The sequence below is a fragment of the Paenibacillus etheri genome (genome assembly GCF_001012825.1).
GTDB classification, from domain to species: Bacteria; Bacillota; Bacilli; order Paenibacillales; family Paenibacillaceae; genus Paenibacillus_AQ; species Paenibacillus_AQ etheri.
Map to the genome: position 1 here is coordinate 199,408 of NZ_LCZJ02000026.1, position 16,592 is coordinate 215,999.

Here is a 16,592-nt window from a genome sequence, read left to right on the forward strand (position 1 = left end):
ATGTCTTCTCCTCCCGACTGCTTCAGAAACGATTCCGTCACATGCAGCATCTTCTCTAGGGCTGTTACTCCTTCAGCGCACCGATCATTACGCCTTTTACAAAATATTTCTGCAAAAATGGATAGATCATCAGAATGGGAACAGTAGCAATAATAATCGTAGCGAATTTAATAGATTCACTGATCCGAAACACCTCATCTTGGGTAACGCCGGCCAGCATATTTTGGGCAGAGGATTGAATCAGGATTTCTCTCAATATCAATTGAAGCGGGAACAAATTCCGATCCTGTAAATAAATCATGGCCGAGAACCAACTGTTCCAGTGGCCTACCGCATAGAAGAGGGTCATCACCGCCAGAACCGGCATGGAGAGCGGAAGCACGATCCGCAGCAGAATTCTGAAATCGTGGGCGCCATCTATTTTGGCAGACTCTATCAAACTATCAGGAATAGACTGAAAAAAGGTCCTCATCACTATCAAATTGAAGGCACTAACCGCACCAGGTAACAGCAGCGCCCACCGCGTATCATACAAGCCAAGCTCACGGACATTCAGATACGCCGGAATTAGACCACCACTGAAAAACATCGTGAACACGATGAAAGCCATAATGACATTTCTCCCCTCCAAATTCTTTCTGGACAGAGGATAAGCACCAAGTGTAGTTAGTACCAGATTAATCAACGTACCGACAATGACATAAAAGAAAGTATTTCCGTAAGCCGTCCATACCCGCGTATCCTCAAATACCAGCTTGTAAGCATCCAGATTAAAGCCAATTGGAAAGAAGCTTACCTTCCCCGCAGCAATAGCATGTGCATCGCTGAACGAGGAGACCAGCACGTACCACATCGGGTACAGGAACAGGAAAGAACACAAGATTAGAAACAGCACATTACAGCTGTCGAAAATGATTTCACCCATACTGCGTTTCACAACCATTGTCTACCCTCCTAAAAGTTTTGTAAGCAACGCTTCATTGGATTTACTTCGTACAAAACTCACATCGAAAGCATAAGCTTAAGTTTTGTAAGCTATTCTTCATTGAATTTACTTCGTACAAAACTCGCATCGGAAGCTTATACTCACCATAGGCTGCTTTCAGTTGTTTTTCGGCTGATACGGTTGGCTAGAACGAGTAACGTGAAGTTAATTACGGAATTGAATAATCCTACTGCGGCAGAAAAACTGTAATTCTCCTCCATCACACCTCGTCTATAGACAAATGTTGATATAACATCCGCAGTGACGTACGTTCCAGGATTGTAAAGCAATATAATTTTGTCCCAACCCACATTCAGCAGGGTACCCACATTCAGAATCAAGAGGATCAACACCGTAGGAAGAATCCCAGGCAGCGTTATATTCATTAGCTGCTTCCATCGCCCTGCTCCATCTACAACCGCGGCCTCGTACAGGCTCGGATTGATGCCAGATAACGCTGCTAAATAGATAATTGAATTCCAGCCCAGGCTCTGCCACATGCCAGAACCCACATAGATCGTTCGAAACCATTCCGGCAGAATAAGGAACTGAATAGGCTCCGAGATCAGGCCGATGCCAAGCAGCAAGCTGTTAATAATACCTCCGGGTTTGGTGAAATCAATAATCATCCCGCAGATGACGATCAGCGAAATAAAATGCGGCAAATAAGACACGGTCTGCAGAAAGGACTTCAGCTTCTTGAGCCGCAGCTCATTGAGCAGCAGAGCAAAAGTAAGTGAAGCAGGAAAAATGAAGATCAGTGAGTAGAAACTCATTAAGAAGGTATTTTTAAGCAGTCTGAGAAAATAATAGCTTTCGAAAAACTTCTCGAAGTTTTTGAAGCCCACCCAAGGACTATCTGTAATCCCCAAGTAGGGATTGAAATTTTTAAAGGCAATGATCGCCCCATACATCGGCTTGTATTCAAAGATCAGAAAATATAAAACCGTAGGGAGCAGCATGAGATATAGATAGCGATTGGAGGCTATTCGTTTCCAGGGAATCGGACTCCTCTTGACCGGAAGCTTCCTGCTTTCAACTTTAGCGACTTTTACAGGTACAGCCATATAGTTCTCCTCTCCCGGACACTGGCGTTAGTCATAGCAGTCATGTGGCGAGCGGTCATAAAGCAATCTCTGAACCGCTCGACCCATGACAACCTACTCACAAGCTGAATCATTTCCCTTTAAATCGCTCGTAGGCTACCTGGTACTCTTTTAGCACATCGTTAATTCCCATCTTCTCTAGCTGCGCAATTACTTTGTCATAGTCTTCAATCTTTTGGCGCCCCATGATCATGGCATTGATCGTTTCGGCTACATAGGTCTGGATATCGGCCATCAAAGGAACCACTGTATCATTTTCCTCCGTTGTGAATTGGACTGGAGGCAACTTACTATCAAAATCAATATAGTCACTGTATAACTCGAGCGGATTCTCCGTCTGTCCGTTAGCTTCTCGAATTTGTTCAGCATATCTGGTATCCGCTACCGTAGCCCAGCTTCCGCCCCCGATCGTATGGTTCAGCAGTTCTTGCGTATTCGTGAGTCCATTGGTCGGATGAGTTACTTCTTTCTTATAAATAGGTTCTCCGTTTACCAGATCATAAGATTTGCCTTCAACCCCAAAGTTGTTCAGCAGAATGCCTTCTTCTGAGTATTGATAATCCAGCCATTTCATCACTTCCTCAGGATGCTCGGTCCGCGAGGAGACCGCCAATCCGTGTGCTGCTGCCTGCCAGCGGAAGGAGACGTGACGTTGATCACCATTGGGTCCTTTAGGAGGATTGGCCGGTGCAATTTTAAAAGTTGGATGTTTGCCCTCCATTAAGGTCGTAAAGTTCCCCATGTAGGAGCCAGACCAACCAAACCATGCCCCTGCCACATCGGTAGTCACCTTCTCAGTCAGAGTCTGAAATGTGGTATCTACCAGATAGTTCGGGTCAAGCAATTGTTCATCGTAAAGACGGTGCAGATAGGTTACGACATCCTTAAATTTAGGATCGTTTGGGCCATATTTTACTTGGCCATTATCCACAAAGAATCCGTAGTCGACGCCAAAGGCAGGAGCGAATAACATCATGATATTTTCCAAGTTGACTGTGACTAGTGGATTTTCATCTTTCTTGCCATTTCCGTTGGCATCCTGCTCCCTAAAAGCCTTGAGCATGTTATACCAATCTTCCGTAGTTTCAGGCATAGATAGACCTAACTTCTCTATCCAGTCTTTCCGCACTTGCGGGAACATTTGAGTGAGATCCTGTGAATCAAGAACGAGATTAGGTAGGTAAAAAATGTGGCCTTCAGGCGAAGTGATTTGTCCCCGGATATCCGGGTTGTCGTCGAGGATTTTCTTGAAGTTTGGCGCGTTTTTCTCAATTAAATCTTCCAGTGGAAGCAGCGCTCCTTGTGTACCATATTTTCCGGAATCCGTGCCCCAAAGATCATTGTAGATAATGTCTGGCAGCTTTCCAGATGACATCAATAGGCTGAAGGCTTCTGCACTGGCTTCCGTACTATGCTGAAAGTCGATATGAATGTTAGTGTTCTCTTCCATTTGCTGAAAGGATAATTTCTCATTAAAATTAGTTCCTCTGAAATTGCCGCCGCTGGGTGACCAGAGTGACAGATCCAGCTTATCTGAAACAATCGGGAGCTGCAGACCACCTACTGTTTTACCTTCCTTAGCGGGGACTGCCGTAGCTTTCTGAACCTCCGCAGTTGGATCTGCGGTATTGCCAGCCTTAGTATTCGAGCCGCCGCAAGCAGATACGAGCGTAACTAGTGACAACAGGACAGGCAGCAGAACTAATTTCCTTTTAGCAACATTCATAATTCAACCCCCTATTAATAACTAAAAAATAAGATAATCATTATGATATATTCACTAACATCAACTAGAAGGAATCAACGATACATTAATAAATTTTTAAATGAACAATAATATTACAAACAACCTTTTATAAGATATATCCTCCTTTCATTAGCCTCTTTTTCACTTAAAATAAACGAAAACATCTGTTCTGACTTCTTTTTGATTTACATATCAGAGTTACAGACTTTTATACCTCTCTATCTGCTATACATCTGATGTATTTTATTATATTTTCCAGCTTACATGATGTCAATATAATAATAAGAAATATCTCTAATAAGTGTAACCTTTTATAACATGTACCTGTCGCAAAATGTTGAAATCCCTCAAATTTAATAGAAAACGCTTACAAAAACACTCGTATTTAGATACTTTATATATACCATCTCCGATCTTAGATGGATAAGATATAACGGCAACTTATTTTTTAAAAAAATGCGTAATAATGGTCTAACAGCACCATTATCACGCTTTACATTTATTCTAAAGAGAACATCAATCGCAAAAAAACACCTCTAAACCTTCTGATCGTTATCATCCTGCTCCGAAATCAAGACACACAGCTCCTCATGAAGCGTTTCCTCATCAATCATCTTTGACCAATAAGCGTTCAACACTTTACGAAAGCTTTTTAGAACGGCTATGGGAAGCCCCAGATCTTTTAGGTATGAGAAGGTTGGAAATAACTCCCTGTACATCAGATATCTCGAAGGACGATTCAAATGATCCGCAGTGCTCATCTCAGCGATCCGCTTTCGAGCTGGAATACTAACCGTCCGTTCCCGGATAATTTTCTGTGCTTCTACGGAAGCAAGGAAGTTCACGAATTGACGAGCCGCTTCCTTTTGTCTTGAATTCGCGACAACAGCCGCTCCGATCGTCACCAATAGTGTCTTCTGTGGATCTTTTGTTTTCAGCCTAGGTAATGGCGCAAGATCATAGTCCAACGTTAATTTCTTGAATTCATTTAAATTAAAAAAGGTCGTCAGAATCATTGAAACTTGTTCTTGGACAAACAAAGAGATTGTCTCATCTTCATGATTGCCAGCAAGATATTTAGGGAAAATCTGATGGTTGTTCACAAGCCGACTATACACACTGAGGCTGTTAGCGGTTTCCGGACTAAGAGTTCGGTGCTTAGTTCCGTCTGCTACGGTTTGAATACCGCTCTGTAGCAGGAATACAGAATAACGATTCTCAGAAGCAGGCACAAAATAAATGGCATGGCGTCCACGTTTCTCTGCCAACTGACGAGCCGCCTCAATCAAGTCATCCCATGTCCAATAGCTGTCCGGTTCCGGCAGATCCGCTTCCCGAAAATGGGCCTTGTTATAGCACAGCACCACAGGAGAGAAGGAAATCGGATAGGCATACAATTGCTCTTCATGATAGAAAGCTTCCGTCGCAATTGGATATAATTCAGGATCAGGATCAAGCGATTCCAATAGCTCCGCCGAGCCATTTTCGGCCAATTCCTGAAATTGGGTGCTATTTAGCGATACAGCATCGAGCATCCCATTATTGATCATTTCCACGGCAGAATTCACATGGTCAAAATCATTCAGCGCCAGTGGAAGAATATGAATACCGGGATGCAGTCGATGAAATTCACCAATTAGATCATCCAGCAGAAAGTCCTTGGACAGCGAGGCACTGCAGCCAAAATGAATACGGATCCTCTCCTGCACGGATTCCATAACCTTACTTCCAACACGGTCAATTTTGACGATAAGGCCTTCCTGTACGAGCACATCCAGCCCTCTTCTAACCGATTTATTACTTAACTCAAATTGCTTGGCTAGCATACTCTCTGCAGGCAGATAAGCACCTCGCTGTAGAACTCCACTCAGGATATCCGTACGAAGCTTACCCACCATATGATCCAGTCGCTCTCGGAAGGAATGACGACCTGATTTATTATTCATGTACAATTCTCCCCGAAAAATTCAAGTTTACATCATCTCCTTCTTATTTTGCGTCAACTCCGAATTGAAGTCAAATGAAAATTCCGAATTTTTCCACAATTTAAATTAAGTAAAATAGCCCCCCCTCACCCGAGAGATGCCATGACCGTTGTTTGCACTATAGCCATTTCTACGATTTCTGATGTACCTATCGCACGTCCTAGTTTCTATTAGACTGGAACCTATTTCTATAAAAAAGGGCTATAAAAATAGGGTCTGGCCCTTGAGTAGATTACAATGTCCACACCAATTTAATTTAATTTTCGTATTTTATTACTAGGACAACGGACACTTCCCTATTAGGCTCAAATCTATGATTTGGGTCTATTTTTATTTTTACAAATCATCCCTCAACTCAGTTTATATCGCTTAGTTCGCTTACTGATCTCATAAAAAAAGCCCCCAAACCTTGGGAGCATCTAATCATCAATTATTATTTTTTATCAGCAGGTTTGCGAATCGCTTCGCCAACTTTCACAAGTATATCAGACATCGAAGTCTCATCATTTACATCGTAATCATCAATGTTCAAACGAAGCACTGGGCAAGCTGTAAACTCGTTGATCCATTTCGAATATCTGCCATGCATATGCTCCCAGTAGGAAACATCCGTTTGAATTTCCATCTCACGGCCACGTTCATTAATTCGTGTCAAGATAGAGGGCAGGCTGCCTTCAATATAAATCAGCACATCAGGGTGCGGGAAGTAAGGCGTCATAACCATAGCTTCATATAAGCTGGTGTAGGTTTCATAGTCTGTTTTGGACATCGTACCTTGATCCGCATGCATTTTCGCAAAAATACCGGTATCTTCATAAATGGAACGGTCTTGAACAAAACCACCGCCCAGTTCGAACATCTTCTTCTGCTCTTTAAAACGTTCAGCTAGAAAATAGATTTGCAGGTGAAAGCTCCATCTCTCAAAATCATGATAGAACTTTTCAAGATAAGGATTGTGATCAACCTGCTCTAGCGAGGTTTGAAAATTAAGCCTTTTAGCCAAAGCACCTGTTAAAGTGGATTTCCCCACCCCGACAGTTCCAGCCACGGTAATAATGGCGTTTTCCGGGATATGATATGAATTCATTTCATTAGCTCCTTTATATAAGAGACAATATCAGTGAAGTGTTCTGGATTCTCCACGAAATCGACTGCATTTCCATCAATGGTAATAATTACGGTCGACGGCTCCTGAATGGCCAGAGAGGCCATCGCTTCATCATAATCTTTAACTAATTGCTCCAAATAAGCAGTATCCATTCCCTCTTCAAAGGGCCGCCCACGTTTTTCAATTCTGGTTAATAACGTATCTAAATTAGCTTTAATGTAGAGAATAATATTCGGCTTTGGCAGGTCATCCGTAAGCACATGATAAATTTTCCGATACTTTTCACGTTTCGTTCCGTTCAGCGTTCGTTCTCCAAAGATGAGGTTTTTATAAATATGGTAATCCGAAATGACCGGGCTCCCTTTATCTATGTACTGTGTGACGGTATCTTCAAGCTGCTTATACCGATTACAGAGAAAAAACATCTCCAGTTGAAAGCTCCAATCGTCCATGTTCTCATAAAATTTAGCCAGAAACGGATTCTCATCGACAATCTCTTTAATGATCGGTAAATTTAATTCCTCTGCTAGCATAGAAGCTAGTGTTGTTTTTCCAGCCCCGATTGGGCCTTCCACTGCAATAAACGGTGCATGTTTCATTAATGCTGACTTCCTCCTCAGATACGAACCTTTCAATAGCTAATCAAGCATAAACGCCTTCGGCGTCCTTATAAGAACGGTAACTGTTTAAGCGAGAAATATAAGAATAAAGTATAGTGTGAAACTTATACTATCTTTTATTTTTTTTAAAAACAGACTAAATTATTGTATCACATGAGACCTTTCTTGTGAGTGGGTAAATATGAAGAAACTTTTTCAGTAGTACTAGCGTCTAAATGTAAGATAATGGATTATAGTGCGAGCATATTAAAACTATCTAATAAAAAAAGAGGTATTCCTATGAAAAAATGGATCAGCATAGTTAGTGCTCTTCTAGTATTAAGCCTCGCCTCTAACGCAAGCGCAGCTGCAGCTACAGAGAAAACGACCACTACAACCAACCTCACTTCGTATGGCGCGGATTATCTGACCAAAACGGATGGTTCCTTCTGGGTATGGGGAGGTAATCGCTCCGTTCCTACTCAAATCCATGACCTGAATGAGGTACAAGCATACTTTGGTTCCCAATATGTAATGAAGAAAGACCTTTCGGTCTGGCAATGGAGAACATCGGCATACTCTGAAGCTGTTAAAGTCACCCCCGTTCAAGAGCTAGACAATCTGGTCGATATGTTCTTGGCGGGAAATAGAACAATAGCCCTTAAAGGAGACGGGACGATTCTGAGCACCACCCTTTCGTCCGATGGCCTCACAACCTCTAATTTCACACCGATTTCCGGCGTCGATAACGTGGCAGCTGTGGATGGTTACTACGAGTCTGATCTTCATAAGAGCTGGACACGTTATGTGTTCTTAAAGAAGGATGGAACTGTTTCTACTACGCGCGATGATTTTGAAAACTTCGAAACAATCCAGAATTTAACAGATATTATTCAAATCAAAAACAATCTTGCACTTAAGAAGGACGGCTCCATATGGAGTTGGCCTATCCAAGATTATTACAAGAACCAAGGCGCTCCAATAGATCTATCTGCGACCCCCTTCAAAGGAATCAGTAATATTAAACGCTTAAAAGGAAACCAGAACAGCCTATTAGCCATTGATGGGGCATCTCAATTATGGTTCTGGGGCGCTACCATTACAGGTTCCTCAGACGGAATAACCTATCATGAACAACCACCGATTCTTCTAAAAGGGATCAAGAATGTAGTTGATGCTTACATCGTAGAGCGCTCTATTGTTACATTAACTGGGGAAGGAAACGTCTATCAAACTTCTATTGAAAACGAAAAGATGCCCTCAGATTCAAAATTCACACTTCTCGAAAAAGAAGTAAGTAGCCTAAAGAAAGGCGGACGGCATATCATCATGCAAAAGAAAGACGGCTCCCTCTGGGGCTGGGGTGTCAATAAGGACGCACAGCTGGGCTATGGCGACTATGAATTCAGCCATGATGGGCCCGTACCTGTGCAAAAGCCTATTTCGATCTCCTTAAACGGAGAATCCATCCCACTCTCAAATGGAGTTATTACTCGAAACGGACAAAATTTCGTCCCCCTTCGATCGCTGTTCGAAAAATTAGGAGCCACGATTACCTATAAAGAGAACATCACTGCAGCGAAAACCATAGACAAACAAATTATGATCACACGTTCTGCTACAGATAAACCGACTCTCGCCATCAGTATTAACGGTGTAACTGGAGCGACGATGGTGAACAATAAATCCGTGAATCTTCCCACACTCCCTTTCATCGTAAACGGCTCGATGTATTTGCCGCTTCGCTTTATAAGTGAGCAACTCGGAGCAAATGTTGAGTGGCTCCCGCAGGAGGAGCGTATCGCCATCACGATGCAATAAGGAGTAATCAAAAAAGGTGCCCCATCAAGGGACACCTTTTTACTATTAAGATAAACGTTCGCTGAAATCTTCGAAAGCGAACTGTTTGATTACTTTGATTCCCTCTTCTTCATTGTAACTAACAATGGAAGGCAGATTCACGCCGTTAAACATATGGTTCTTCACCATGGAATAATGCGCCATATCGAGAAATACGAGTCTATCGCCGTATTTCAAAGGCTCCTTAAAGGAATAATCTCCGATAACATCTCCCGCTAGGCAAGTCATTCCACCTAATCTGTACGTATAAGGATATTCCCCAGGTTGTCCAGCATCGATAATGTTCGGACGGTACGGCATTGCCAGTACGTCCGGCATGTGGCACTCTGCCGAGGTATCGAGAATCGCAATATCCATTCCGTTATGCATCACATCGAGAACGGTAGCTACTAAATATCCGGTATTAAGAGCTACTGCCTCTCCCGGCTCCAGATAGATTTCCACACCGTAAGTCTCTTTCATGTGTAGAATACACTTGATCAAGGTCTCCAGATCATAATCGGGACGTGTAATATGATGACCACCACCGAAATTAAGCCATTTCATTCCTTTGAGATAAGGTCCGAACTTCTCTTCTACCACCTTGAGTGTACGCTCAAGTGTATCCGAATTCTGTTCGCACATTGTATGGAAGTGTAATCCATCAATCCCCTCAAGCTCTTCCGGTCTGAAGTTAGGGAGGGTTACTCCCATTCTGGAATAATTGTAGCACGGATCATACAGCGGAACTTCGATCTCAGAATACTCTGGATTCACCCGAATACCGCAGCTGATCTGCTTCGGTGCATTCTTAACGCGATCCTTGAATCGATTCCACTGGTCAAAAGAATTGAACACAATGTGGTCGGAGTATCCAAGAAGCTCATCGAATTCACTATCTATATAAGCTGGTGCGTACACATGAACCTCTTTGCCCATCTTTTCATAGCCAAGTCTGGCTTCGAACAAGGAGCTTGAGGTTACGCCATGCAAGTACTTCCCAACTAACGGATACAAGGAATGCATGGAGAAGCCTTTTTGCGCGAGCAAAATCTTTGCTCCAGTGCGTTCCTGTACAGAATTCATAATCTCAAGATTACGTGTAAGCAATCTTTCATCTACAAGGTAACATGGTGACGGGACTGCGCTGATATCTATATCCATTATCGCGCCTTAGTCTAACAGCGTTGGCGAGAAATCTTCTTGCCAAGGCAGACCATGTTTATTTAAAGCTTCCATGAATGGATCTGGATCGAACTCTTCAACGTTGAATACGCCCGGCTTCTTCCAGATACCTTTTATAATTAACATCGCTCCGATCATTGCAGGAACGCCTGTAGTGTAGGAAATGGCTTGGGAACCAACCTCTGCATAGCACTCTTCATGATCGCAAACATTGTATACATAATAAGTTTTTGGCTTTCCGTCTTTGGTTCCTTGGATAATACATCCAATGTTCGTTTTACCTTTGGTTCTTGGTCCCAAGGAAGCTGGGTCCGGCAAAATCGCCTTCAAGAATTGCAGAGGAACGATCTCTTTACCTTCATACATGATAGGCTCGATAGAAGTCATGCCAACATTCTCAAGCACTTTCAAGTGAGTCAGGTAGTTCTGCGAGAAGGTCATCCAGAAACGAATCTTCTTCACGCCCTTGATGTTAACTGCCAAGGATTCCAATTCTTCATGATACAAAAGATAAATATCCTTTGGTCCAATTTCCGGAAGATCGTATACTTTTTTCTCGGAAAGTGGTGCAGTTTCAATCCACTCGCCATTCTCGAAATAGCGGCCATTGGCTGTAATTTCACGAATATTGATTTCAGGATTAAAGTTTGTTGCAAATGGATATCCGTGATCACCAGCATTGGCGTCTACAATATCAATGGTATGAATTTCATCAAAATAGTGCTTTTGAGCGTAAGCTGTGAACACACCCGTTACACCTGGATCAAATCCACTACCAAGCAACGCGGTAAGGCCTGCCTTCTCGAATCTTTCTTTGTAAGCCCACTGCCAAGAGTATTCAAATTTCGCTGTATCTTGTGGTTCATAGTTGGCAGTATCCACATAGTGCACTCCTGTTGCCAGGCACGCATCCATGATTGTCAGGTCCTGATATGGGAGAGCGACATTAATAACGACATCCGGCTCAAAGCTCTTGATCAGTTCAATGACTTCGTCCGTATTATCTGCATCGAGCTGAGCAGTAGAAATCTTCGTGCGGCCTCCGGCTAATTTATCTTTCAGAGCGTCACATTTCGCGACAGTTCTGCTAGCTATGCAGATCTCTTCAAATACATCCGGGTTCTGGCAGCATTTGTGAACAACAACACTGGAAACACCGCCAGCGCCAATAATTAACGCTTTTCCCAAAATAAAAACCTCCTAAAATTCCATTTGCAAAATCAACAAGGCTGATTATACATAATATTTTTGAATAAATCAATAAAAACCGACAAAAAATGATGTTTATTGTGTAAAACCTTCAAGGATTCTTATTAATACTCTTGAATGCTCATATTTCCTCGATTATCCACCTATATTTCTCATAAAAATCGCTGGAATGGAGTGAATTTTCGAAAACTAGGACAACTAGATTATTCTATCACAATAGGGGGCTACTTCATACGATTTATTTAAATTAAATGAAAATTCCCACTCCCTTTCAGTAGCTCCGCATAAGTACGTTCAGTCTAGCTACTGTATCCGTCGCTTTGCCATTTGTTCTTCGGCCTTTGGTAAGCTGTAATTGTCAACAGCATGCAACGAATACAAGAGGCCGTAATATATACTCTTACCCGTTTTTGTCCCAATGATCCAATATTCATGATCATTCGTTTACAGAATTTCATATTTTCTTTTAAGCAAGGGATATGGATGATTGTAAAATAAAAAAAGGACTTGCGCCCTCCAATTAAATTTTCAATCTATTTATTTATCCGATTAATTTTAATCGAGCTGAATTCGGTCGGTATATATATTTTATTCTGGAGAATAACATGGCCAATCGAATCATACAAACTTTCAATTAATAGTGTATATAAATCATTGTTTGAATGGAGTCGATGGATCGAAGTGGAGATTACGGATTTTGTAAATTTAACTTCTATTGTCGAAGAATGTGCATATTCGTAAATTCGTTCTTCAAGCAATTCGAAAAGACATTCTTTATCATTAAGATTTACTTGGAATTTTGAAGCGATTTCACTTGGCAGTATGGAAAAGGTGTGCGCAACAATTTCATTTTTACTTTTGTACCACCTGTTAAATCCAATACACACTGCCGAATGAATACCGAACAGTTTTTTTATATAATCATAATCGTTGACAAATTCAAGGCGAAAGTCGGAATCAATGCCATCAATAGCTTCCGTACAACAATTAGAAACTGTATCCCCTATTTTCTCTAATCCAACACTTCGTAATTTTGTATTATCTTTTATAAAGTTTCCTTGTCCATGGATTGTCACGATATAGCCATCTTCTTGGAGTAAGCTTAAGGCTTGGCGTAAAGTCATCCTACTAACATTCATCATTTTGGAAAGTTCTAATTCCGCAGGCAATTTACTTCCCACCGGATAAACTCCCTCATTAATTAGTTTTAGTATTTTATCATAAACATCCAAATATAGATGGGACTTGTCTTTAGTTTTAATCGGCATTAAGATACTCCTCCTCGATATACATTATATCCCGTCAGTTGGAATGCGCAACCTTAGCCGTTTAAGATTAGGCTACTTGTTCGATGAAATCACATAAAAAAATAGTTGGGCCGGAATAACGTCCTGTCCAACTATTCTTTCATGATAGTTACAGTTTTTCAGCAAACCAATCCGTTGTTATTTTTAGCAAACTCTCTGCAATGGATTGATCAGGATTTAATTTATCACCAGCGTAAATGTTGAAGCCATGATCTGCTCCATCAATAATACGCAAAGTCGCATCGGTACTTCCTGCATGCTGCACTAATTTCCTTGCTAATAAAGGTGGAACGACAGGATCTTCAGAACCTCCAATTGCTAGTAATGGGCCATTATATTTGGCAACCTCATCAAGTGCACGAGAATTTTTCATCGCTGTAAAGAACTTTTTACCAAATTCTAATTGAGTCCCCCATGGCATCGTAACCATAACTGAACCTTTCGCATAGGCTTCATCGTCAAGTTTGAACATAAGTTCTAAATCTTCTACACCGTTTGACGGTGCGGATGACCAGGTAGCAAGAGCTTTAACTTTTGGTAGGCGGCCTGCTACTACTTGCGCTATTCGCCCTCCCTGGCTGTAACCCAATACACCGATCCGATTATTATCTATTCCTGAATCATTAGCGATGAATTCGACCGATTTCATAGCATCCGCGACTGAATCTTCGAAGTTATTCTCAACATAAGGTTGAGAACTATCCCCACCTCCTGCAAAGTCGATCCGCAAAGATGCATATCCTCTTGCTGCCAATTGAGCAGCTAGTCGTTTGTAGATATCTCCAAGTTCATTTTTATTACCACCCGTACCATGCAACAGCAATACCACAGGAGCTGGTTTATCCTCTGTTGCCCCTGATGGGCTTACCATTATTCCGGGAATATTATGACTTCCGTTAGGAATCAATACGAACTGTTCTTTCATGGGTTGATCGCTCTCCTTTTTGCTTATGATGAAAAACAACTAGTTGGTCCCAAATTTCCCATGTAAATGCCTTCGCGAAATTCGAATACACATGTTTGCCTTTAAATTGTCCTGCCACCAGTTCCCCAGCATGGTTCCCACGGTTGAAACCGGAAAATTCTATTTCTTAATTAGACGTCCCACCAAAACCCAGTACAGGAATAAGCTGAATAGTGTAACGAGTGAAAGAACCACTAAAATAGTACTGTATACGGAAGCGACCGGATTATTTATGTTAGGAAGCAATTGTAATGATGGCTTATCCATCATTACCGCCGTATAAGCAATACCGATAGAAGCGCCTACCCCCATAATTAAGTTGTAAAATCCAATCGCAGTACCGGACTTTTCCTTCCCAACTGTACCAACGTATGAATCAATTAACGGAGCATACATAAACGCGTACGAACAAGCGAATAGAATCATTGAAATGATTAGCATAAAAGAACTTTCGATAAAAAATGCACCTACCAACAAGCTAACGGTAATACCCGTCATTGCAATCATGATACATTGCTTGCTTCCTAACATTTTCGCTACTTTTCCTGAAAGCGCCCCAACCGTTGCAGCTAAGACAAAAGACGGGATTAGAAGTAACGAAATCTTATCGAGTCTCATATTGAAAATATTTCCTAAAAGAAATGGAAACAAAAAGATATAAGCTAATTGTACAGAGTAAATAACAAAAACTATCGATAACAAAGAAATGAATTGCTTATTTTTGAAAAATGAAAGGCTAATGAACGCTTTAGAACTTTTGCTGATATAGGTTAAGAACAGGACGAGGGCGACAATAAACGCAATAAGATAAATAGTATTAAAGTTAGTAATATAGAACAATAGCGTTGCGGCAGTTGTTCCCACCAGGAATAAACCAGTTACATCGACATTTAAGCCTCTTTTCTCTTCTTTTGGCAGATATTTTAGAATAAAAGGAAGAATAAGTAGAGTTACCAATGAAACTAAAAATAGAGTCGTCCAATGAAAATAAGTGGATACAAATCCGCCAGTCAAGGATCCTATTACTTGAGACAATGCAAAACTGCTTGTACTTAATCCTAAAAATTTCTTTTGTTCATTTAAAGGCAATTGTTTAGTCACAAAGATTACATATAAAGTCTCTGCGGATGTCAGTCCCATCGTTTGAAGTACTCGTGAAATAACAACCATTGTATACGAATGTTGAAAAACAAAACCCATCACTGAACCAACACATATTATTACTATACCTATACTAATAAGTCTTCGGATACTGATGGTATCGGACAAAGCCGCGTATACAACTGCCCCAATCCCAAAAACAAGTCCAGCTAAGGTCGCTTGCCAAGAAACCATCGTCGCAGATATATTAAAATCTTTTGCTATATCTACCGAAACAATTTTAAATGAACCGTCAATGACCAAACATAATAAAAATAATAGTAATAGAACAGGTACAGCTTTCTTTATAGAATATTCTTGAGATTTCATTGCGCTTGCGTTTTGCCCTGTCATGTACATTCCCCTCTTCTAGAACAGCTTAGCTTAAGTGAGTTACAATGTTTTCTTTAGTTCAATATCGATAAAATCCAAAACACGTCCAATATTCGTTTTCGTTTCAAATATCACTGAGGAATGAATAGCGTTTGGAAAAATTTCAACCTTAGCTTGTTCTCTCCCGAAAAGCTGATTTACTTTCAATGCGAAATCGATCGATTGTTGCATCGGTGTAATATCATCACCACCTCCATGCTGCAACAAAATCTTTGGAATTTCTTTATTGATATAACTCATCGGATTTAATCTTTTAACTTGCTGACCCAACTCGTCTATCGGACCACCAACCAACTTCTCTAAGACACTTTCCTTTGTATGAAATGGGAATTCATTGCGCTTTGAGATAGGGAAGACGTCTTCGTACTCATCACTGATATCCACCGGCTCGTATAGTGAGTTTTCCTGGAGAATGTAATTCACTTGTAGATCGTGATCCAAACGAGAAAAGTCGCAAACCGGATACCAAGAAACAACCGCCGATACGTCCGTTGGAATATCTTTATTAGGATCATGTTCTGTATCAAATAGAGTTTCTTTAGCAAAAACCGCTGTCATAAGGGCTAAATAACCACCTGCGGATCCACCCCAAGTGGCAATCCTTTGCGGATCCAAATGAAATTTGGCAGCATTCTTTTTGATAAAACGGATGGCCATCTTTACGTCTCTTACTGGTTCAGGAAATATCACTTCATCCGTCAGTCTGTAATTTATGGAAATAATGGCATACCCTCTATTTCGTCCTTCAAGCATCGGCTCAATCATATCTTTTTGGCGTTTATCGCAAGCTACAAATCCTCCACCATGTATGGAAACAATTACAGGAAAGGGACCATCTCCATCAGGTAGCCAAATATCTAGCTTTTGAGCGTCGGACGCTGTGCCATAGGGGATATCAAAATAACCTCTCTGATTTTCGGTACTTAAAATGGGTCCGTTTTGTCTCCATTTTCTATTTGTCATTTTCTTTTCCTTTCTTGTGTTGTCAGCACTTATATTTTTTGGTCTTGTTGAACGCTAAAATG

General features: G+C 41.2%; 13 protein-coding genes. 1 reads left to right on the top strand and 12 read right to left on the bottom strand.

The window, feature by feature from the left end; all coding sequences use genetic code 11:
* Positions 1-64: 64 nt before the first annotated feature.
* The 6 genes from UQ64_RS16030 to UQ64_RS16055 form a co-directional block, all read right to left on the bottom strand.
* Positions 65-943 (bottom strand): carbohydrate ABC transporter permease, encoded by an 879-nt coding sequence (locus UQ64_RS16030; RefSeq protein WP_042126182.1) that lies wholly within the window; start codon positions 941-943, stop codon positions 65-67.
* Between the two features lie 143 nt (positions 944-1,086).
* Positions 1,087-2,052 (bottom strand): ABC transporter permease, encoded by a 966-nt coding sequence (locus tag UQ64_RS16035; protein WP_082651161.1) that lies wholly within the window; start codon positions 2,050-2,052, stop codon positions 1,087-1,089.
* A 109-nt stretch (positions 2,053-2,161) separates the two neighbouring features.
* On the bottom strand, positions 2,162-3,817 hold the full coding sequence (locus tag UQ64_RS16040; RefSeq protein WP_060624445.1) for an extracellular solute-binding protein: 1,656 nt from the start codon (positions 3,815-3,817) through the stop codon (positions 2,162-2,164).
* Between the two features lie 557 nt (positions 3,818-4,374).
* A complete protein-coding gene (locus UQ64_RS16045) occupies positions 4,375-5,784 on the bottom strand; it encodes an extracellular solute-binding protein (RefSeq protein ID WP_060624446.1) in 1,410 nt (469 codons plus the stop codon).
* Positions 5,785-6,256: 472 nt separating this feature from the next.
* Complete coding sequence (locus UQ64_RS16050; RefSeq protein WP_060624447.1) at positions 6,257-6,910, bottom strand: deoxynucleoside kinase; 654 nt, start codon at positions 6,908-6,910, stop codon at positions 6,257-6,259.
* The gene (locus tag UQ64_RS16055; protein WP_060624448.1) at positions 6,907-7,530 is read right to left on the bottom strand and encodes a deoxynucleoside kinase; all 624 of its coding nucleotides are present in this window, start codon (positions 7,528-7,530) and stop codon (positions 6,907-6,909) included. The genes UQ64_RS16050 and UQ64_RS16055 overlap by 4 nt, the downstream gene beginning before the upstream one ends.
* Positions 7,531-7,830: 300 nt before the next feature.
* Here UQ64_RS16055 and UQ64_RS16060 point away from each other — a divergent pair, with 300 nt between their 5' ends.
* A complete protein-coding gene (locus UQ64_RS16060) occupies positions 7,831-9,351 on the top strand; it encodes a stalk domain-containing protein (protein ID WP_060624449.1) in 1,521 nt (506 codons plus the stop codon).
* A gap of 45 nt (positions 9,352-9,396) precedes the next feature.
* Here UQ64_RS16060 and nspC read toward each other — a convergent pair whose 3' ends face one another.
* The 6 genes from nspC to UQ64_RS16090 all read right to left on the bottom strand — a co-directional run bounded on the left by nspC (position 9,397) and on the right by UQ64_RS16090 (position 16,530).
* Positions 9,397-10,533 (bottom strand): carboxynorspermidine decarboxylase, encoded by a 1,137-nt coding sequence (nspC, locus tag UQ64_RS16065; RefSeq protein ID WP_060624450.1) that lies wholly within the window; start codon positions 10,531-10,533, stop codon positions 9,397-9,399.
* A 9-nt stretch (positions 10,534-10,542) separates the two neighbouring features.
* Positions 10,543-11,742, bottom strand: coding sequence for a saccharopine dehydrogenase family protein (locus tag UQ64_RS16070; protein ID WP_060624451.1), 1,200 nt, complete (start codon positions 11,740-11,742; stop codon positions 10,543-10,545).
* Positions 11,743-12,296: 554 nt separating this feature from the next.
* On the bottom strand, positions 12,297-13,031 hold the full coding sequence (locus UQ64_RS16075) for a GntR family transcriptional regulator (protein ID WP_060624452.1): 735 nt from the start codon (positions 13,029-13,031) through the stop codon (positions 12,297-12,299).
* Between the two features lie 148 nt (positions 13,032-13,179).
* Positions 13,180-13,995, bottom strand: coding sequence for an alpha/beta hydrolase family protein (locus UQ64_RS16080; protein WP_060624453.1), 816 nt, complete (start codon positions 13,993-13,995; stop codon positions 13,180-13,182).
* Positions 13,996-14,154: 159 nt separating this feature from the next.
* Entirely contained in the window at positions 14,155-15,504 is a 1,350-nt protein-coding gene (locus tag UQ64_RS16085; RefSeq protein WP_156417590.1) for an MFS transporter, read from the bottom strand.
* Between the two features lie 63 nt (positions 15,505-15,567).
* Positions 15,568-16,530, bottom strand: coding sequence for an alpha/beta hydrolase (locus UQ64_RS16090; protein ID WP_060624455.1), 963 nt, complete (start codon positions 16,528-16,530; stop codon positions 15,568-15,570).
* Positions 16,531-16,592 lie beyond the last annotated feature (62 nt).

Excerpts from the sequence above, each read along its gene's own strand:
- UQ64_RS16075 (WP_060624452.1), bottom strand. The coding sequence starts at position 13,031 with ATGCCGATTAAAACTAAAGACAAGTCCCATCTATATTTGGATGTTTAT.
- nspC (WP_060624450.1), bottom strand. The coding sequence starts at position 10,533 with ATGGATATAGATATCAGCGCAGTCCCGTCACCATGTTACCTTGTAGAT.
- UQ64_RS16050 (WP_060624447.1), bottom strand. The coding sequence starts at position 6,910 with ATGAATTCATATCATATCCCGGAAAACGCCATTATTACCGTGGCTGGA.
- UQ64_RS16080 (WP_060624453.1), bottom strand. The coding sequence starts at position 13,995 with ATGAAAGAACAGTTCGTATTGATTCCTAACGGAAGTCATAATATTCCC.
- UQ64_RS16045 (WP_060624446.1), bottom strand. The coding sequence starts at position 5,784 with ATGAATAATAAATCAGGTCGTCATTCCTTCCGAGAGCGACTGGATCAT.
- UQ64_RS16060 (WP_060624449.1), top strand. The coding sequence starts at position 7,831 with ATGAAAAAATGGATCAGCATAGTTAGTGCTCTTCTAGTATTAAGCCTC.
- UQ64_RS16090 (WP_060624455.1), bottom strand. The coding sequence starts at position 16,530 with ATGACAAATAGAAAATGGAGACAAAACGGACCCATTTTAAGTACCGAA.
- UQ64_RS16035 (WP_082651161.1), bottom strand. The coding sequence starts at position 2,052 with ATGGCTGTACCTGTAAAAGTCGCTAAAGTTGAAAGCAGGAAGCTTCCG.
- UQ64_RS16085 (WP_156417590.1), bottom strand. The coding sequence starts at position 15,504 with ATGAAATCTCAAGAATATTCTATAAAGAAAGCTGTACCTGTTCTATTA.
- UQ64_RS16030 (WP_042126182.1), bottom strand. The coding sequence starts at position 943 with ATGGTTGTGAAACGCAGTATGGGTGAAATCATTTTCGACAGCTGTAAT.
- UQ64_RS16055 (WP_060624448.1), bottom strand. The coding sequence starts at position 7,530 with ATGAAACATGCACCGTTTATTGCAGTGGAAGGCCCAATCGGGGCTGGA.
- UQ64_RS16040 (WP_060624445.1), bottom strand. The coding sequence starts at position 3,817 with ATGAATGTTGCTAAAAGGAAATTAGTTCTGCTGCCTGTCCTGTTGTCA.